The organism is Microbulbifer rhizosphaerae (genome assembly GCF_014191725.1).
Classification (GTDB): Bacteria; Pseudomonadota; Gammaproteobacteria; order Pseudomonadales; family Cellvibrionaceae; genus Microbulbifer; species Microbulbifer rhizosphaerae.
In genome coordinates this window covers 231,782-251,331 of record NZ_JACHWZ010000005.1, presented here as the reverse complement: position 1 = coordinate 251,331, position 19,550 = coordinate 231,782, and the positions used below count along the sequence as shown (strand labels likewise).

General features: G+C 61.7%; 16 protein-coding genes. 4 read left to right on the top strand and 12 right to left on the bottom strand.

The window, feature by feature from the left end:
- Positions 1–103: 103 nt before the first annotated feature.
- From FHS09_RS07340 to FHS09_RS07305, 8 genes are all read right to left on the bottom strand, one after another.
- Complete coding sequence (locus FHS09_RS07340; protein ID WP_183458246.1) at positions 104–514, bottom strand: VOC family protein; 411 nt, start codon at positions 512–514, stop codon at positions 104–106.
- Between the two features lie 137 nt (positions 515–651).
- Entirely contained in the window at positions 652–1,215 is a 564-nt protein-coding gene (locus FHS09_RS22760) for a YciI family protein (protein WP_343057432.1), read from the bottom strand.
- A gap of 166 nt (positions 1,216–1,381) precedes the next feature.
- Positions 1,382–1,954 (bottom strand): OmpA family protein, encoded by a 573-nt coding sequence (locus tag FHS09_RS07330; protein ID WP_183458244.1) that lies wholly within the window; start codon positions 1,952–1,954, stop codon positions 1,382–1,384.
- A gap of 102 nt (positions 1,955–2,056) precedes the next feature.
- A complete protein-coding gene (locus FHS09_RS07325; protein ID WP_183458242.1) occupies positions 2,057–2,704 on the bottom strand; it encodes an HAD family hydrolase in 648 nt (215 codons plus the stop codon).
- Positions 2,705–2,724: 20 nt separating this feature from the next.
- The gene (locus FHS09_RS07320) at positions 2,725–3,090 is read right to left on the bottom strand and encodes a hypothetical protein (RefSeq protein ID WP_183458240.1); all 366 of its coding nucleotides are present in this window, start codon (positions 3,088–3,090) and stop codon (positions 2,725–2,727) included.
- A 30-nt stretch (positions 3,091–3,120) separates the two neighbouring features.
- On the bottom strand, positions 3,121–3,855 hold the full coding sequence (locus FHS09_RS07315; RefSeq protein WP_183458237.1) for a 16S rRNA (uracil(1498)-N(3))-methyltransferase: 735 nt from the start codon (positions 3,853–3,855) through the stop codon (positions 3,121–3,123).
- 216 nt (positions 3,856–4,071) lie between these two features.
- On the bottom strand, positions 4,072–7,209 hold the full coding sequence (locus FHS09_RS07310; RefSeq protein ID WP_183458235.1) for an efflux RND transporter permease subunit: 3,138 nt from the start codon (positions 7,207–7,209) through the stop codon (positions 4,072–4,074).
- 2 nt (positions 7,210–7,211) lie between these two features.
- Positions 7,212–8,465, bottom strand: coding sequence for an efflux RND transporter periplasmic adaptor subunit (locus tag FHS09_RS07305; RefSeq protein ID WP_343057431.1), 1,254 nt, complete (start codon positions 8,463–8,465; stop codon positions 7,212–7,214).
- A gap of 244 nt (positions 8,466–8,709) precedes the next feature.
- Here FHS09_RS07305 and FHS09_RS07300 point away from each other — a divergent pair, with 244 nt between their 5' ends.
- Positions 8,710–11,052 (top strand): Tex family protein, encoded by a 2,343-nt coding sequence (locus FHS09_RS07300; protein ID WP_183458233.1) that lies wholly within the window; start codon positions 8,710–8,712, stop codon positions 11,050–11,052.
- 177 nt (positions 11,053–11,229) lie between these two features.
- On the top strand, positions 11,230–11,748 hold the full coding sequence (locus FHS09_RS07295; protein ID WP_183458231.1) for a peroxiredoxin: 519 nt from the start codon (positions 11,230–11,232) through the stop codon (positions 11,746–11,748).
- Between the two features lie 47 nt (positions 11,749–11,795).
- On the opposite strand, the gene FHS09_RS07290 is transcribed toward FHS09_RS07295, so the two are convergent.
- Together FHS09_RS07290 and FHS09_RS07285 are read right to left on the bottom strand one after the other, a co-directional pair.
- The gene (locus FHS09_RS07290; protein ID WP_183458229.1) at positions 11,796–12,458 is read right to left on the bottom strand and encodes a pseudouridine synthase; all 663 of its coding nucleotides are present in this window, start codon (positions 12,456–12,458) and stop codon (positions 11,796–11,798) included.
- Positions 12,459–12,621: 163 nt separating this feature from the next.
- Positions 12,622–14,361: a phytoene desaturase family protein gene (locus tag FHS09_RS07285; RefSeq protein WP_246394641.1), complete on the bottom strand. Its 1,740-nt coding sequence runs from the start codon at positions 14,359–14,361 to the stop codon at positions 12,622–12,624.
- A gap of 104 nt (positions 14,362–14,465) precedes the next feature.
- On the opposite strand from FHS09_RS07285, the gene FHS09_RS07280 reads away from it, so the two are divergent.
- Both FHS09_RS07280 and map read left to right on the top strand, forming a co-directional pair.
- A complete protein-coding gene (locus tag FHS09_RS07280) occupies positions 14,466–14,672 on the top strand; it encodes a ParD-like family protein (protein WP_183458227.1) in 207 nt (68 codons plus the stop codon).
- Positions 14,665–15,444, top strand: coding sequence for a type I methionyl aminopeptidase (gene map, locus FHS09_RS07275; RefSeq protein ID WP_183458225.1), 780 nt, complete (start codon positions 14,665–14,667; stop codon positions 15,442–15,444). The genes FHS09_RS07280 and map overlap by 8 nt, the downstream gene beginning before the upstream one ends.
- A 12-nt stretch (positions 15,445–15,456) precedes the next feature.
- Here map and FHS09_RS07270 read toward each other — a convergent pair whose 3' ends face one another.
- Positions 15,457–17,259, bottom strand: a complete 1,803-nt coding sequence (locus FHS09_RS07270; protein WP_183458223.1) for a tetratricopeptide repeat protein — start codon at positions 17,257–17,259, stop codon at positions 15,457–15,459.
- Positions 17,256–19,337 carry a DUF3857 domain-containing transglutaminase family protein gene (locus tag FHS09_RS07265; protein ID WP_183458221.1) on the bottom strand — a complete coding sequence of 694 codons (2,082 nt, stop codon included), beginning with the start codon at positions 19,335–19,337 and terminating at the stop codon, positions 17,256–17,258. The genes FHS09_RS07270 and FHS09_RS07265 overlap by 4 nt, the downstream gene beginning before the upstream one ends.
- Positions 19,338–19,550: the final 213 nt, after the last annotated feature.

Below are 19,550 nucleotides of genomic sequence, written 5' to 3'. Positions count from 1 at the left end.
GCGATCGGTCTTTGCCACTGGCAAGGCCGATCGCGGCCATGGGCCGCTCCTACAAAAAACCGAGGCAGTTATTCAACCATCGAATGGCGGCGGATAACAGGCACTATTGCTGCGGCTTGTCGCAGTTGACCATCCACGGGGTACCGAAGCGGTCGGTGAACACGGCGAAGCGCTGTGCCCAGAAAGTCTCCTCCATGGGCATGGTGATCTCACCGCCCTCCGACAGGGCCTTGTAGATGCGCTCCGCCTCTTCCGGCGTGTCGACGCCGATGGTGATATGCATTCCCTGCGCGGGTTTGTAGCTGCTCGGGGCATCGGAGGCCATAAAAATCTGCTCGCCGACTTTCAGCTGCGCGTGCATCACCTGATCGCGCGCTTCCGGAGAAATATCCGCTTCCGGGGGCGCCTCGGCAAAGGACATCATTGCGATGATCTCTCCGCCGAGTACTTGGGCGTAGAACTCAAATGCCTCTTTGCAGTTGCCTTGAAAATTCAAATAGGGGCTGAATTGCATAACTATTTTCCCTGTTGAGTGGTTTGCTACATTCAGTCCCCTCTCCCCTTGGGGAGAGGGTTAGGGAGAGGGGGCCCTGAAGCTCCCCTCTCCCCGGCCCTCTCCCCAGAGGGGAGAGGGGGTAATTATTGAGGTGCCTAGACTTCCAACTGGCGCACCGGGCGCACTTCCACACTGCCCACCCGCGCGGCGGGTATGCCTGCGGCGATCTCCAGCGCCTCGTCCAGGTTCTGCGCGTCCAGCAGGTAGAAGCCGGCCAGTTGCTCCTTGGTTTCGGCAAAAGGGCCATCGGTGATGCTGACCACACCGCCGCGCATACGCACTGTGGTGGCGCTGCTCACCGGCTTCAGGGCTTCCGCTGCCAGCATGCGGCCGCTCGCGGCCACGGATTCGGCATAGGCCTGGCACTCGGGATCCTCCGGACTGTCCGGCATCGAGTGCAGTTTGTCCTCTTCGCTGTAAACCAGACACAGATACTTCATGGCGATCTCCTCGTTTATTGTGTTGCCGGCAAAGCCTTGGCCGGCGGTCGGTACTATACGCCGGAGAACGGCGATATTATTTTTCAAACGCAGCAATGCAAGGGCCCGCTGAACGGCCTGATTCAGGTCCCGAGCCGCAATCAGCGCCACCGCCACCAGCGGTGGCGCCAAATGTAGCGCGGTGGATTCCGGCGGGTAAACCAGCCCCAGATATTTCACGATGCCCTCACACTCGCTGTGTCCTCACAACTAGTCGCGCGGGGGCGGGGGAAATCGACAGTCAGTTATCAGTTAATTGAACCAGGTGTCGGCAAAGCCCGGGCCGGCCACCGCGGCGAAACTCACCGCGGCCAGCAAACGCCAACCTGGCATCGGGAAGCTCCTCTTATAACTCCGCCGATACCGGCGGTTGATCGAAATTGAGAATGCGGACCACCAGCCGGCGGTTCTGCTTGCGCCCCTCCGGGGTGTCGTTGTCGGCGATCGGCCGGCTGTCGCCGAAACCCTCGGCCTGCACCCGGTCCCCGGCAATGCCCCTTTCCAGTAGGAAGCTGCGCACCCAGTTCGCGCGCCACTGGGACAGTTTCAGGTTTTTCTCCGCCTTGCCCTCGTTGTCGGTGTGTCCCTCGATGACAATGCGCAGGTCCGGATAGTCACGCATGATGACCAGCAGCGCCTCGATATCCCCGAGGCTGTCCATACGGGGGGCAAAGCCACCGTACTCGAACTCCACATTCAGAATAAATTCACTACCCTGGTCACGTGGTTTACCGCGCAGATAGCGCACCAGTTCATCGGCAAAGGGGGCGGCATTGCGCGCGGCTTTTTCGCCTTCGCTGTCCGCCACCGCTGGAAGGGGGTTCAGGGCGTATTTCTTGTGGGGGTCGTAACAGCCGCCCAGCGCCAGGGCACCGAGCAGGGGCAACGACAGGAAAACGGCAAAACGGGCGTTCGCCATGGGCGGGAAACCTCCGGCATCTGGCGGCGGCTGGCGTTAAATTCATTGTAGACCATAGCGCCCGGGAGGGAGGGAAAGGGCTTCCTTGCTCCAGAGATCAGATCAAAGGAAGTTCAGCACCCCCACCACATCGCTCACTACCCGCGCGCCCGCTTTTTCCAGCTGCCGCGCGCGCCGGGGGTTGTCGCTGTACGCGATCACCGGCATACCCGCGGCCACCGCGGCCTTGACCCCTGGAATGGAGTCCTCCACCACCAGGCAGTGCTGGGGCTCCACCCCCATGGTCTGCGCCGCGTGCAGGAACAGGTCCGGCCAGGGTTTGCCGCGGGACACGTCGTCGGCGCTGAAGATACGCCCATCGAAGTATTCGTAGAGGCCCGTGCGGTTGAGGGTCAGCTGCATTTTCTCGTGGGAACCGGAGGAGGCCACGCAGCTCTGCAGATTGACCTGCAGCAGGTGATCGAGCAGGTCCTCGATGCCGGAAACCGGCTGCAGTTCGGCATGAAACGCCTCGCGGATGCGACGCTCAGTGTTGTGGAAATAGTGTTCCGGCAGCGGGCCGCCATAGAGGGTTTCGATTTCCAGCAGGCAGTCCCCCGCCGGGCGGCCGCTGAACTGTTCGTCCAGCTCCTCGGCGGTCGCCTCCAGGCCGAGCTTGTTCATCTCCTCGGCGAGGATGCGGCAGACAATACTTTCACTGTCCACCAACACACCGTCGCAATCGAAAATCACCAGTTCTGTTGCAAACATCTTTAGTACCTTACACCACACTAGCTCGCAGAAAAGAGTACCAGCGCGAGCAGCACACCGATGCCGCCAACGATACGTACCAGAAGGTCATTGCCGCCCACAAGGCGCTGCAATCGATCCCTGCCGTGCGGATAACCCGACTGCAGCAACCAGGCGCCCTTCAGCACCGCGATCACGCCGAGGACCTTGAAGAGGATCACCCAGCTGCGTGTGTCCGCCAGCATCAACAATATCAAGCCGATGACCACGGCCATCCAAGCGAGGAATCGGTAGGTCGCCCCGGTGAGTTTATCCACCCACTGGCGCTGGAGTTCCGGCTTGATAAGGATGGCGAGGGACCCGACGAGAATGAAAAGAGCCAGGAACCACAGGATGAGTTTTGTCATGAGCTGCTCCGTGCGTTTGTGTTTATTGGATTAAAAATCACCCCAATGGAATTGTAGTACTGACAGCGCCGCCACCGGTACCGTTTCGGTGCGCAACACCCGCGGCCCCAGGCGCAGCGGCAGGAATCCCCGCTGCAGCGCCGCATCAATCTCCGCCGGCGACAGGCCGCCCTCCGGCCCCACCAGCAGCAGCGCCGAATCCGGTCTGCCGCGCTGTCGATCCAGCTCGCGCAGATCGAGATTGGTACGATGGTGCAGCACCAGCTTCAGGCCGCTTTCGGCCGTCTGGAAATACTGCGCCAGCTTCAGTGGTTCGGCAATAGCCGGGAGGCGGTTGCGCGCACACTGCTCGCAGGCGCTGGCGGCTATCTGGCGCCAGTGGCCGAGTTTTTTCTGCAGCCGTTCGCCGCTCAGTTTGACCTCGCAACGCTCGGTAAACAGCGGCTGTATCTGCGTCGCGCCCAGTTCGGTGGCCTTCTGCACCACCCAATCGAAGCGGTCGCCGCGGGAGATGCCGATAGCCAGGGTCAGTGCCAGCGGCGACTGGCGATCCTCAGCGGTAAAACTTCCCAGGCGCACCCGCGCTCTCTTGCCGGCATCGATCAGTTCTGCAGCGTACTCACCGCCGCTGCCGTCGAAAAGCACCAGCGGGCGGCCGGGGGTGAGGCGCAGCACCTTCACCAGGTGGCGGGAGGCGGCTTCGTCCAGTTCAATTTCGTCGCGGCCGGCCAGCGGATCGGGGGAAAAGATACGCGGAATGCGCATTTCCGGGAATTCCTTGAGGAGTAGGTTATAGATATAAAAAAGCCGACTCGGGTCGGCTTTGGCTCGTGGATAGTTTAGGCATTTAGGGTCGATCTTCGCAACGCACAGGCCTGTAGGAGTTTGTGGATTTCCTCGGAGTACTATCACCTGCAAAGGCCAGGGGGCGGGCCTATGGCCCGCAAGCGGAGCTGGAGCTCCGCGGTCCCGGGCAGAGTATCAGGCTTTTTCCATCGACACAGGCAGTTCCTCTTCCAGCCCACGGCGGCCGCGAATTTTCACGCGCAGCACCTCGATCACTTTGTACAGGTTGGGTACCAGGATCAGGGTCACCGCGGTGGCGCAGAGTACGCCGAAAGCGAGGCTGATCACCATGGGGATCAGGAACTGCGCCTGTATCGAACGCTCGAACATGATCGGCACCAGGCCGATAAAGGTGGTGAGCGAGGTCAGGATGATCGGACGGAAGCGGTCGCGCCCGGCCTGCACTACAGCGTCCATCACCGCCATGCCCTCGGCACGCAGCTGGTTGATGCGATCCATCAGTACCAGGTTGTCGTTCACCACCACGCCCGCAGCGGCGAGGAAGCCGAGCATGGACATGATGCTGATATCGTGGCCCATCAACAGGTGGCCGAGAAGGGCGCCGAAGAAGCCGAAGGGCACTGCGGTGAGGATCAGCAACGGCTGCGAATAGGAGCGGAAGGCGATCGCCAGCAACGCATAGATCGTAAACAGCGACAGCACGAAGAACGCAATGATGGCACCACTGAACTCCTCCTCTTCCTGCATTTCACCGCCGGTTTTCAGCGAGAAACCCGGGAACTGCTTTTCCCATTCCGGCACGTTGTTCTCGCGCAGCTGCTGCAGGATTTCGTGGGCCGAAGCCGCGCCCGGGGTCAGCTCCGCGGTAACCTGCACCGTGCGCTCGCGGTCGTGACGACGGATGGTGGTGTAGCCGGGCACATAGACCGCATCGGCCACCGCACTGAACGGAATCTCGCCCCCACTGGTGCGGATGCGGATGCGGTCCATCTGCTCCTCGCTGGCACGCTCCTCTTCTGGATAGCGCACCATTACGCGCACGTCCTCGCGGCCGCGGGGGATGCGCTGTACCTCTTCGCCGTAGAAACCCTGGCGCACCTGCTTGGCTACGTCGGCGAGGCCGATGCCCATATTGGTGGCGTGGGGTTTCAGTTGGATCTCGATATCTCGGCGGGCACTGACCAGGTTGTCGCGCACATCGTAGACGCCGGCGTAGCCGTCCAGCGCCTTTTTCACCGCATCGGCGGCCTCACGCAGTTCGTCCATATCGCCGGAAGCGGTGCTCAGGTTCAGAGACATGCCGCCGTTGTCTTCGTTGATGGTGGCGGTGATGTTCATCTCCTCGACGCTGGCGGGCAACTCGCCGATATACTCGCGCCAGCGCAGCGCCAGTTGTTCGGAGGTAACATCGCGCAGCTCGCCCTCGGTGAGCTGCAATATCACGTAGATGTTGCCGCGCCACAGGAACACCATGGTGTTCTTCACAAATGGTTCGCCGCTGTTCAGCTCCAGCATTTCCTCGTCTTGTGCCAGTTCGTCACCGGCGCGTTCGAACTGCTCCATGACCCGCTTGGCTTCCTCAAAGGATTCACCGGGGGCCATGGTGGTGCTCAACTCCAGCAGGTCGGAGGGAACCTTGGGCGAGAAGGCCGAGCCGATATAGCCGCCCTTGAACACCGCAAAGGACAGCAGCAGCGACATCAGGAAGACCATCACCGTGACGCGGCTGTTGCCGAGGGATTTCTCCAGCAGCGGCATATAGTATTTTTCGCTGGCCACGGTCATGCCGCCGGCGAACTTGGCGCGCAGTTTCTGCAGCTTGAGGCCAAGGCCGGATGTAGCCTTTTTTTCCGGCTTCATATTCACCAAGTGCGCCGGCAGTATCAACAGCGACTCGATCAGAGAGAAGGATAGCGCCAGCAGCACAACCACCGGCAGCGGCAGCATCATCTGCGACGTATAGCCGGGCAGGAACAGCATGGGTACAAAGAAGACCATGGTGGACACCACGGCGAAAATCACCGGCGAGGAGACTTGCTTAACGCCCTCTTCGGCAGCCGCCAGCCCGGTCACGCCGCGATCGTGGGCCGCGTGCACCGCCTCGCCTACGATGATCGCATCATCCACCACGATCCCCAGGATCAGCAGGAAGGCGAACAGCGACAGCATGTTCAGCGTCACCCCGGTCACCGGCAGCAGCCAGAAGGCGCCCATAAAGGCGGTGGCGATGCCGATGGTGACCCAGACCGCCAGCAGCGGGCGCAGGAACAGCATCAGCAGTACGAACACCAGCACCAGGCCGCCGAGGGCGTTGCCCGCGAGCAGGTTCATGCGGCCCTCGTAGGCCTTGGAGAAGTCGAACCAGATCTCGAATTCCATGCCCGGCGGCAGCTGCTCGCGGGCCTCGGCCATGAATTGCTTGATGCTCTCCGCGGTGGCCACCACGTCCAGGGGCTCGCCCTGCATGACACGCAGGTTCATGGCCGGCTTGCCGTTGAAGCGGATCACCGAGCCCTCTTCCTCGAAGCCATCCTCTATGTCTGCCACGTCGCCCAGCAGCAGTTGAGTGCCGTCGGCGCGGCTGATCAGCGGAATGCGCGCGAAGTCGGCGGCGGTATAGGCCTGGCCGCGGGTCTGCACCTGGATATCGCCGCGGTCGGAGCGCACCATGCCCGCGGGCAGGTCCAGGGAGGAGCGGCGCACCGCATTGGCGACATCGTCAAAGCTCAGGTTGTAGCGACGCAGGTCCAGTTCCGAGACCTCGATGGAGACCTCGTCGGCACGGTCTCCCCAGACTTCAATCTGGCGCACGCCGGGGATCAGCAGCAGCTTGTCGCGCAGGTCCAACGCCGTGTCCTTCAGCTGTCGCGGCGATACCGGTCCGCCGATGGCGATATGCATCATCTGCGCCGACCACTCAGCGAGGGAGATCACCGGCCGCTCTATATCCGCGGGGAAGGTGTTGATGGAATCCACCTGCACCTTGATATCGTTGAGCAGACGCAGCTCGTCGTAGCCGTCCACCGCCTGGACCTGCACGGAGCTGTGGCTGCGCATGGACCGGGAGTTCACCTCCTTGATGCCCTTGACGTCGGCGATGGCCTGTTCCACCCGCAGGGTGACCTGCTGCTCCACCTCTTTAGGGCCTGCGCCCGGGTAGCTGATTTCCACCCGCACTATGCCCGGGTTGATGGTCGGGAACACCTCGCGGCCGATATGGGAAATGCCGAACAGGCCGCCGATGATGATCATGATCATCAGCAGGTTGGCGGCCTTACTGTTGCGTACGAACCATCCGATGATGCCCTGCATGATCAGCCCTCGCTCACGGTGGCGGCACTTGCAGCGCCTGCGGCCGAAGAGGCGGCTTCAGCGGCCGGCTCAACGGCCGCGTCCTCATCGCCGAGCAACAGGCCGGCCGGCTTGTCGTTCAGTGGATTGGCGGTGATCGCCATGCCCTCGCGGGAGTAGCCGAGACTGGACACGATCACTCGCTCGCCGGGGACGATATCGCCGCGCACCCAGACATCCTCGTCCACCGCCTGCAACAATTCCACTTCCCTGAAGCGCAGCTTGTTCTCCGCATCCAGCACCAGCACGTGGTCGCCTTCGTGCAGCGCCTGGCGCGGCAGCCGGGTGATATTGTCGAAAGTCTTGCCGGCGATGTCCGCCTCCACGAAGAGGCCGTTTACTAGCGGAACCTCGCCCTTATAGGGATTCTGCACCTGGGCCACCGCATAGACGAAACGGCTGTTCGGATCGATACTGGCCTCGGTGCGCACCAACTGGCCGCGCCACTCGCGCTCGCGGCCGGCGATCCGTGCGCGCAGGCGCACCGCGGGGCCATTTTCGATGGACTTGCCCAGCGGCAGGTTCAGCAGGGACAGCTGGTGATCGGTGAGCGGCAGGCGCACTTCGGCGATACCGGTACTGTGAATCTGCGCCAGGCGGGTGCCGGCGGTGACGTACTGGCCCAGATCCACGAAAGTTTCCACCACGCGACCAGCGAAGGGCGCCCTGACTTTGGTCCGGGCCAAATCCAGCGCCGCCTGGTCACGGTCGGCGCGGGCCGATGCCAGTTCCGCCTCCGCCGCCCGCAGTTGCGGCTTGCGCAGGAACAGGCTGTTGGCGGTATCGCTGCCCAGGTCGCGCCACTCGCGCTTGGCCTGCTTGGAGCGCCCCTGTTCCTGGGCCAGGGCGGAGGCTGCATTGGCCACCTGGCCCTCGGCGCGGATGAGCTGGTGTTCATAGTCCGCCGCCTCTATCTGCACCAGCGGCTCGTCCTCAACAAAGAAGCCACCGGCGACGAAGGCATCGTTGACGCTCTGGATCACCCCGCCGACCCGGGCCACCAGCTCTATCTCGTGGCGGGCCTGTACCGAGCCCTGGCTGGGTACCAGCAGGGTCTGCCGGCCCGGCTCGGCATAGAGCACATCGGCCACCGGAGGCACCGCCGCTTCCGTCTCCTTCTCCTTCGGCTTGGGCGCCATCATCAGAACCGCCGCCGTCAGGGCTGCTCCCGTGAGAAGGACAATAATCAGAAGTTTGTTTTTATTGGACAGATTCACCAGCCATCCCCGTTGATCAAATTTTAACTAGTTGAGCATTTTACTGGAGTTCGACGTCCCCTGTACCGGTTTTGGATGCAGGCTGTCGCAAACCCCTGCACTCTGCCGCAAACCTTTCTCCCTGCGCCCGGGTCGCGCATAATGTCGCGCCGTTCAGAGGTCAATGGCGCTGAGTTAAGCGATAACCGCAATGTGAAAGCCCATAGCTTAGCGCCATACAGGTCAGAGGTAAGAAGAGAAAAAGATGCTGGATATCAATTCGCGAATCGCCGAAGAACTCAATGTGCGCTCCCAGCAGGTGGCCTCCGCCGTAGCACTGCTGGATGAAGGCGCCACCGTGCCATTTATCTCCCGCTACCGGAAAGAGGTTACCGGTGGCCTGGATGACACCCAACTGCGCACCCTGGAAGAGCGCCTGCGCTACCTGCGCGAACTGGAAGAGCGCCGCGCCACCGTGCTCAAGAGCATCGACGAGCAGGGCAAGCTGACCACGGAGCTGCAGCAGCAGATCGAGGCCGCGGACACCAAAAACCGCCTCGAAGATCTCTACCTCCCCTACAAGCCCAAGCGCCGCACCAAGGGCCAGATCGCCATCGAGGCCGGTCTGGAGCCGCTGGCGGACGCGCTGTTCGACAACCCGAGCCTGAATCCGGAAGAAGAGGCACAGAAGTACCTCAACACCGACAATGAAGACGCCTCTCTGCAGGTGAAAGACATCAAAGCGGCGCTGGACGGGGCCAAGTTTATCCTGATGGAGCGCTTTGCCGAGGATGCGGAACTGCTGGGCAGACTGCGGGATTTCCTCAAGCGCGACGGCCAGGTCAAATCCAAAGTGCTGGACGGCAAGGAAGAGGAAGGGGCCAAATTCCGCGACTACTTCGACTACGCCGAAGACTGGGCCAAAGTCCCCTCCCACCGCGCCCTGGCAATTTTCCGCGGCCGCAACGAGGGCATACTCGCCATCAGCGTCGGCCTGCCGGAGGAAGAAGACACGGCACCAACTGCCGGCCACCCCTGCGAAACCATGATCGCCAGACGCTTCGAGATTTCCGACCAGGGCCGCCCCGCGGACAAGTGGCTGGGCGAGGTGGTGCGCTGGACCTGGCGCATCAAGCTGCTGACCTCCCTGGAAACCGACCTGATGGGCGAGCTGCGCGAAAAGGCCGAGGAAGAGGCGATCAAGGTCTTTTCCCGCAACCTCAAGGACCTCCTGCTGGCCGCCCCCGCAGGCCAGAAGGCCACCATCGGCCTGGACCCGGGCCTGCGCACCGGGGTCAAGGTGGCGGTGGTGGACGCCACCGGCAAGATACTCGACCACACCGCCATCTATCCCACTCCCCCGCAGAACCGCACCCGGGAATCCGCCGCGGTGATCGCCGCCCTGTGCGAAAAGTACAACGTGGGCCTGATCGCCATCGGCAATGGCACCGCAAGCCGTGAGACCGACAAGTTCGTCGGCGACACCATCAAGCAGTACAAACTCGGCGCGCAGAAGGTGATGGTCAACGAGGCCGGCGCCTCGGTCTACTCCGCCTCCGAATTCGCCGCGCGGGAATTCCCCGACCTGGACGTGACCATCCGCGGCGCCATCTCCATCGCCCGCCGCCTGCAGGACCCGTTGGCCGAGCTGGTGAAGATCGATCCAAAATCCATCGGTGTGGGCCAGTACCAGCACGACGTCAGCCAGACCCAACTGGCGCGCTCCCTGGACGCGGTGGTGGAGGACTGTGTAAACGGCGTCGGCGCCGAGCTGAATTCCGCCTCGGCGCCGCTGCTGGCGCGCGTGTCCGGCCTCAGCCAGTCCATCGCCAACAATATCGTCAACTACCGCGACCAGAACGGCGCCTTCAAAAGTCGCAGCCAATTGAAAGAAGTGCCGCGCCTGGGCCCGAAAGCCTTCGAGCAGGCCGCGGGCTTTTTGCGCATCAACAACGGCGACAACCCCCTGGACAAATCCGGCGTACACCCGGAGGCCTATGTGGTGGTCAAGCGCATCGCCGAGAAAAACGGCCGCGAGATCAACAGCCTGATCGGCGATTCGGCGTTTCTGCGCAAACTCAATCCGGCGGACTACACCGATGAGAAATTCGGCCTGCCCACAGTGACCGACATTATCGCCGAACTGGAAAAACCCGGCCGTGACCCGCGTCCGGAATTCCGCACCGCCAGATTCGAAGAGGGTGTGGAGCAGATCAAGGACCTGCGCCCCGGTATGATTCTCGAGGGCACCGCCACCAACGTCACCAACTTCGGTGCCTTCGTGGATATTGGCGTACACCAGGACGGACTGGTGCATATCTCCGCGCTGTCGGAAAAATTCGTCAAGGACCCCCACGAAGTCATCAAGGCCGGCGATATCGTCAAAGTGAAGGTGATGGAAGTGGACGTGGCGCGCAAGCGCATCGGCCTGTCCATGCGCCTGTCCGACGAACCGGGCGAGCAGGGCAGCGGCGGCGTGAAGAAAGGCGACCACCGCGAAAGCCGCCAGGCCCAGCGTCACAACAACAAGAGCCGCGGCCAGCAGAGCGGCGGCCGCGGCAGTATGGGTGACCTGCTGGCGGCGGCGATGAACAAAGACAAGAAGTAGCTCGCATACCCGGGCAGTCAAGAATGGCGATCCCTGTGGTCGCCATTTTTATTTTGGCCGCGGGTATTCAACCGGATAAATTACCTGCGCCCAATTTCGTGGTGTCTTCCGTCTCCGAGGGGTAGGATAGAGGCCTGCATTTGGTCAACCATGGGCAATCACAACAAGGATCAGACTATGAAACGCTTATTCGGCTTATTGCTCGCGTCAATTCTCAGCCTTCCTGCATTGGCACTGGAAGTCGGCGATCCCGCCCCGGACTTTTCGCTGCAGGGCTCCAATGGAAAGACTTACTCTCTCGCGGACTTCAAGGGCAAGCAGGCCGTAGTGATCGCCTGGTTTCCGAAAGCGTTTACCCGCGGCTGCACCATCGAATGCAAGTCACTGGCCGAAAACGGCCACCTGATCCGCCAGTACGACACCACCTATTTCATGGCCAGCACCGATAAAGTCGAGACCAACACCAAGTTCGCCGAAAAGCAGGAGGCGGACTTTCCCCTGCTGAGTGACCCGGACGGCGCCGTGGCCAAGGCCTATGGTGTACTTGTTCCGGCAGTGAAGGTCGCGCGACGCGTCACTATCTACATCGGGATGGACGGCAACATTCTCAAGATCGACGAGGATATCAAACCGGCCACCAGCGCAGAGGATATAGCCAGGACCCTGGGTGAACTCGGCGTTGAACGCAAAGGTTAAGTCGGCCGGGAAAGCACTGGGGCGGTCAATTTGATCGCCCTTTTTCCTTAATGGAAAAACCGCTCATCCGCTGCACTGGTAAATCGCATCCACTCGCCGGACTCGGGGTGAGTGAGCGCGAGTTCTGTCGCGTGCAGCAATAACCGCGGCGCGGCCGCCCGTGCCTGAGGGTGGGCATAGAAGGGATCGCCCAGAATCGGATGGCCGGTCGCCTGCAGGTGCACCCGCAGCTGGTGCGAACGGCCGGTAACCGGCTTCAGCCTCACCAGGCTGGAGCCGTCGGACAGGGAGATTTTTTCCCAGCGGGTCAGGGAGGGCTTGCCCACTTCCTGGTCCACCTTCTGGCGCGGCCGGTTCGGCCAGTCGCAGATCAGCGGCAGGTCGATTTCTCCAGCGTCGCCCTCCAGTTCGCCCCACACCTTTGCGCAATAGGTTTTCTCAACCTGCCGGTTCTGGAACCCGGCGCTGAGCTTCCGATGCACCACCGGATTGCGCGCCATCACCACCAGACCGGAGGTGTCCATATCGAGCCTGTGTACGGTCAGGGAACCCGGGTACTGCTCCTGGGCACGACTGGCGAGACTGTCGCGATGCGCGGGGTCCCGCCCGGGCACACTGAGAAGCCCGCTGGGTTTGTCGAGCACCAGCAGCGCCTCGTCACAGTAAACTATCGAGAGAAATGGTTCGGTTGGTGGACAGTACTCCCGCACTATTGCTCCCCAATAGACCTCAGACGTAGAGAAATGGCTGGTGATTTGGCCGGATACCACTTGCGATCGCAATAGCCACTATGGGGGATTCGGGTGAAGAAACCCGAGTAATCGCTCCGCCGAAACCGATCGCGGCCAGCGGCGGATGGCCGCCCCGCCGCTCCTACAGGGTATCCACCCGCTCTTTGTAGGAGCGGCCGCTGGCCGCGACCAATCTCTCCGCAAACACCCGCCTCAGCAGTGCAGTGCCCCTGCGCCAACCAAGGATACTCTGCGCCGTCACCGCGCCGGCGAACATGGCGCCGGCCACGCCGCAACTCAGAATGTCCTGGCCCGTGAGATACAGCCCTCTGATACGGCTCTTGGGGCGCAGCCAGGACTGCTCGAAGCGCTTCGGTCCGTGCTCCAGGCCGTAGATTTCGCCCCGCGCGTAGCGGCAGAAGTAATCCGTGGACAGCGGCGTGGACAGTTCGAAGTAATCTATCTGTCCGCGCAGCTGTGGAAAGTATTTGTACAGATGCTCCAGCAGGCGCTCACTGAACCTGCCCTTCAACGCCTGGTAGTCCTCGCCGCGCTTCCCCCAGGGTTTGTCCCTCCATTTTGCAAACCACTCGTATTTCGCCGGCGCCACTATCTCGATGGTGGCGCGGCCCGGGTAGCACTGCGGGAAAACGGGGTCTTTGGCGGAGGGGAAGGAGATATAAACGAGGGGGATATCCGCATTAGGGTCTGCGAGGAATTTCCGTACATCGCCGTCGTAATCCGTGCTCGGATACAGCCAGTAATTGGTTTTCGGCAGCCTCAGCTCCTCTGCGGTTTTCCGCAGGCCGACATACAGGCAGAGGTGCGCCGTGGACGGCTGTACATTTTGCAGATCGCGGCAATAGCCGGCACGCTGGCTGGCACTCTCCGGCAGCAGTTTTTCGAAAGTGTTGAATACCCCGGCATTGGAGATCACCAACGACGCCTCGATTTCCGTACCGTCCACCATACGCAGGCCGCGCACCCGGTTGCCGTCCAGCAGGATGGTCTCCACTTCCGCGTAGGTGAATACCTCACCGCCCGCGGCCTGTATCTGCGGAATAATCGTCTGCGCTATCTTGCTGGCCCCACCCACTGGATAGTAGCCGCCGTACAGATAGTGCTTAACGATCAGCGCGTGAATAATAAAGCTGCCGGTCTTCGGCGTCATGCCGTTATCACCCCACTGACCGCTCAGTACCGCGATCAGCTTTTCGTTGTCGGTGAGTTCGCGCAGCACCTCATAGGTGGTTTTGTTCAGGTAGTCCGGCCAGGTAAATTTTTTCCACAGCGCCAGCAGCGGACCACACCAGCCGGGCAGCAGCTTTGCGATGGTGAACAGGCGCATGGCCCGGCCAACCGCGGATACTCTTTGCAGGTAGGCTTCGATTACAGTTCTGCCATTCGGGAAGTGTTTCAGCAGCCCGGCGATAAACTCGTCGCGCCCGGCACGCAGATCGTACTGCTCGTCGCCGATGCAGATGCGGTCGTAGGTGTCGTCCATCGGCGCCCAGTGCAAATTGCCGGCGGACAGGAAATCGAACAGCTTGCGGGTCGCAGTCGGGTGTCCGCCCACGTCGCCGATATAGTGCACACCCACATCCCATTCGTAGCCGTTGCGGTCGTAGGCGTGGGTAAAGCCACCGGCAGTGTAGTGCTGCTCCAGCACCAGCACCTTCCTGCCCGTCGCGCTCAGCATGGCCGCGGTGGTAAGGCCGCCAATACCGGAGCCGATCACCAGTGCATCGTAGGGGCCCTGGAGGCGGCTGGCCCGGTAGCGCCGGCCTATGCGCAGCCGGCTGGGTTGGGGGCGCTTCGCTGGGGTCTTTTCCGCCATGGCCACCTCGTCATTCTGTAGTTTTGCCGTTAATTGCCCAACCATAGCGACCCACTGTCCCATATGCAAAAAATTGCATACTCCAGCAGGAGGCTTGAGTTTAATATATGTTTTATATACGATTCATATAAACCTGTGAGACTGAGAATATGGGCATAGTGAAAATTTCCGAGGAGCTGCATGACGAAATCCGCCGGGCCAGCTCGGCCATGGCCAGGTCCATCAACGCCCAGGCGGAATTCTGGATCAGGATAGGCATGCTGGCCGAACTGAATCCGCAACTCAGCTATAACCAGCTCACCAAAAAGCTGTTGCGCGAGCAGGCACCGACCCTGGAAGAGCTGACCCGTGAATAGCGCCCCCATCAAAACCGCCACAGAACAGATGCTGATGCGCGACGCCGGCCAGCTATTGAGCCGCGTCTTCGCCATGCTCGACGGGTTTATCGGCCCGGGGGTTTCCACCATGCAGGTCAACGCTAGGGTCGAGGACTATATCGTCAACGAACTGAAAGCCAGGCCCGCGAGCAAGGGGCAGTACGACTACCCCTATGCGCTGAACACCTCGGTCAACGAGGTGGTCTGCCACGGTATGCCGCGGACAACCGGGCAGCTGAAATCCGGCGACATCGTCAATGTGGACATCACCCTGGAGAAATCCGGCTTTATCGCCGATTCCAGCAAGATGTACCTGATCGGCAGCGTTTCACCGGCGGCGAGGCAACTGGTGCGAACCACCTACGAAGCCATGTGGCGGGGTATCGAAGCTGTCAGGCCCGGCGCCCGCCTCGGCGATATCGGCCACGCGATACAGCGCCATGCGGAAGGCCGCGGTTACAGCGTGGTGCGCGAATACTGCGGCCACGGAATAGGCCGGGAAATGCATGAGGAACCCCAGGTACTGCACTACGGCCGCCCCGGTACCGGCGCCGTGCTGCGGGAGGGCATGACCTTTACCATAGAGCCGATGATCAACCAGGGCGGCCGCCAGACGAAAGTGAAAAAGGACGGCTGGACCGTGGTCACCCGGGACAGGAAACTGTCCGCCCAGTGGGAGCACACCGTGCTCGTTACGGGTGACGGCTGCAAGGTGCTGACCCTGAGGGGCGAAGAGTCACCTCGCCGGTAGTGGCGCAGGCGCTCAATCCCCTTCCCACTTGCCAACCTCCAGCATCGCCCGCTTGTGGCCCTGTTCCGCGGCCTGCAGGATCAAGGTCCGCCCCAGCGCCGCGTCTCGCTCGATGCCCTCGCCACTGCGGAAGATTTTACCGAGTTGGTAGAGGCACTCGGAGGCTTCCGTGTCGGCGCACATCATGTACCACGCCGCGGCCATCTCGGGGGATGATTCAGACAGGCGCTGCTGCTGGTGCAGCCGCGCCAGGCCGACCTGGGAGGCCGTTAGCTGGGCGCTCCTCAGGAAGTGGCGTTCGGCCATGGCAAAATCCCGCTGCCCCAGGAGCCCGGACGCCAGCAGCCTGCCCTGCAGGCTGTGCGCCGCGCGCGAATTCACCGCCAGGGCGGCATCGAGAAACTCCCGCGCCGCCGCCAGCTCTTCCGGGGTGCGCTCGGAGGCGCTGGCAAAAACCCGATGCGCATAAGCAAGACCCGATGCCCTGTGCCCCCGACGGGCGAGCCCGGCCAGCTGCGGCAGCAGTTGCGCCGCTTCCACCTCCGACCACTCCCCCTGCTCGCGGCGGATCAGCCGATACTGCGCATCCTGCAGGCCATCGGCGGCGGCGCGGCGCAGGAACTTCCGCTCCGTCTGTGGCTCCACGGCCCTCTTCCTGCCCCCGTAATAACTCGCGAGCCGGTACCAGCCCAGGCCCGGCTCCAGGCGCCGCTGCGCCGCCTCCATGAACTGCTGGAACAGTTCTTCGCTAGGCTCCACGCCGAGGCCTTCCCGATAGACATGGGCGAGTGTCACCATGGCATTCGCGTAGCCCTGCTCGGCGGCGGAAAGCAGGAAGTCGACGCAGTCTTCCGGGGAAAACATCGGCACTTTTTCTTCCAGGCAGGCCTTGCCCAGGCGGAATTGCGCCACCTGACTGCCGAGGGCGGTGGCATCCAGATAGTACTCCGCGGCCTCTTCGCCCTTACCGATGCTTTCGAGATACAGGCCCATACCGATTTTTGCGGCGGTACTCTGCGCTGAAAGCGGTTGAAGTACCTGTCCGATATAGAGGCCATCCAGACTGCCGAAGGGGAAACTGTCCCCCAGTAGCCGGTGTATGGCCTGCTGGTTGTCGAAATAGATGTGGCGCTGCTCACCGCTGTCCGGATCTTCGGCCAGCACCACGTAGTAGAGTGCCCGCCCCCGGCTGAAGGGCAACAGAAAGGCATCCAGGAGCTGGTAACCCGCCAGATCCAGTACGTCTTCGGCGTGATCCAGTATGCCGATTTCATAGGCGGAGTCATGGTTTTTGCCGTCGCCACCGCCGAGCACACCGCGCAGGATAAACTGTACCGCGCGCGCATGCCGTTCCGCCTTGTCCGTATCGCCCAGTTGTTCATAGCAGTCCTGCGCAGCCAGGTGGGGTTCCAGCTCGAAGAAGTTCTGTTCCGTCCACTTGTCCCAGTCCACCGCGGCGCAGTCCGCCCCCTCGCCATCGGACAGCTTTTCCACGGCCTGCTGGAATTGCTCCCGGTCCACCACGGCGGTGTGCACTTTGGAGCTATCCAGATAGGCGGACCAGAATTCCTCGAAGGGCACTGCATCCACATCTTCCAGTATACGCGCCGCCAGGAATGCCAGGCGGGTGTCGGCGTCGGCGAAAGCTTCAATAGCGCTATCGGCGGCGGGAGCGGCCAAGTCGACGGCCCGCAAATCCGTTTCTTCGAATGCCATTTCCGCGGGCGCGATAACCGGCAGGTCGATTGTTTCGGGCGCGGTGGCACAACCGCTGGTGGCGGCCACAAGCGGCAGCAGAAAACGCCATTTCCTCACTGCACACCTCCGTTTGCGCTATCGGATTTCTTCCCGGAAAGCAGGTCCCGCGCAAGATTCCTGGCGCGGTTGCGGCGCTCCTCCCGGGAAGCGGACGCGGACGACAGCCACAGAACATAACTGAGATCGCTTTCCACGCGATTGATCTGCTCCAGGTATTTCGGGAAATCCGCCGCAGACACGGATTTGCGCCTGGAATTGTAACGGTACTCCACGGTGACCCTGTTGCCGTCCTTCCGCACCTCGCGCTCGAATTCAAACCAAGGATTGGCAATCGCCTCCCCGCCCCCTTTTTCTGACCAGCGGATATCCGCCGCACTCTGAGCCACCACTTCCAGCGTCTGCTCTATCTGTAGGTCTCCCGGCAGGCGGAAGGGGTACTGGCGCTGGAGAGAATTCGGCAGGCGCAGGGTTTCCACCACATTGGAAGCCACCAGCTTTAGCATGTTTTTTCCGCTGCTGTCATCGCCAACTTTGCGCAGCCGGTACTTCTCTTTCAGCACCAGCTCGTTGCCATGCTCTGAGTCGATGACTTCAATCGGCTCCAGGATTTCGATGGAGGGAAAATAGCGCGAATAGTACTGCAGGAATTCCGCTCCCAGGGTTTCCCTGTCTCGGTATCCGGTATAGGAGCGCATTTGCTCCGCGCGCCATCCGCTGTAGCGGCTGGTCACTTCAAAAGTCGCTGCCTTCCGGTTGTCCGCCAGAGTCACTATCTCCCTGACCACTACCCGAGCCCGGCGTTGACTCTGCGACGGCGCCTCGATGGCAGTCAGGGAATCTCTCTCTCCATCGACCACCAGTGCCCAGTTGAAATCCGGTAGAGACATTTCCTGCAGGGACCCGGCCTGACTGGTTGCAGTGGGGTCCACCCAATAGCGCTTTCCATCCAGGGTAAAAGTGGTGATGACATGGTCGAAATTTCCCGGGGATGGCAACCGTCCATCCAAATACAGATTATTTACGGAAGACACCAACGCCGGGTGTGCGTCTATTCCCAGCTCGCGCAGGGCGGCAACCAGCAGGACAGTTTTATCTTTGCAATCGCCGAAGCGGCGCTCGAAAGTTTCCATCGGCGCCGAGGGACGGTGGGAGTTGACACCGTGCTCTATGCCGAAATAGCGGATGTTGTTCTGAATCCACTGGGTGGCGACGGCGGCCTTTTGCGCCGGACTGCCCTCCATCTCCGCCACCATGCGGGCAAATTCCTCGGGCAACTCGCCCGGTGTACGGTAGAGCGCGTGAGCCCAGTCGTTCACTTGGCGCCAGTCAGCGTACTGGCTGTACTGGAGAACCGGGAGGGGTGAGAGCCACTCGGGAATGCCGTCTTCCTGGCGCACTGCCTCGGTGTGCCGCAGGTCGGCAAAATAGCGCACTGTATTGCCCTTGGTGTGCTGTTGGATGTCTATCTCATGGCCCTTTTTCGTATCTGCAATACGCACTTGCAGCGCCTTTTCCCGAGGGCTGAGCACGCTGATATACAGCCGTTCGATGGACACACCCCAGGCCAGCAGCTCACGGCCGAAGAATTTATCTCCCAGCACCGGGTTGGAGCCGCGCAATGTATAGCTGTACTCGACGACATCTCTGGCACGCAGGTCCTTCAACAACAGCATCGCCGTCCAGCGCTCGGCGTAGAGGCCCCGATCCAGTTCATCTTCCCGCTGGAAGACTTTTATCTCCGCCGATTTCAGCCGGTCCCGGCGCTTGCCGTCGCGCAGCACGCTGATATCGTGGATCACCAGCTTCTCGTAGGCGGGAGCGAAGCCGAGGCTGATACTGGAAATTTGCTGCAAACCCTGCTGGTTCAGGGGCCGCATGGCAACTCGGTAAAAGCGCTCCTTTTCCTCCCCGGACACATTGATCTGGGTGTCCACCAGCAGATAGTGGAGACTCTCACCGCTGGAGAGGTTTTCACTCTCCGGCAGGGCCACCGGTTGCAGCCACTGGGGACGCGGGGCCAGCTCGTAGTCCGCGGCCGCAGCCGGCGAAGACAGCAGTACGGAAACCAGGGCCAACAAGATGAAAAATACGGGTATATGCACCGGAAAAGAACGGACGCGGGAAGGAGACGTCATTTAATTGCCTTTATACAGATCGCGCGGAAGATCCTATGATAAGGCCTGACCGCCCGCCGCGCCACGCCACACGGGCCAGGGGCCCCGGCCCGGCTAAAAACCCCGGCGTCGTAGTTGGCAGTCCGAAGACGGATGTGTAGGGGACCGAACAACAGGAAACGGGTCCCAGCCCGGGAGGGCTGCATGATGCTGGCCCTCCTGAGCTGAAAGGTG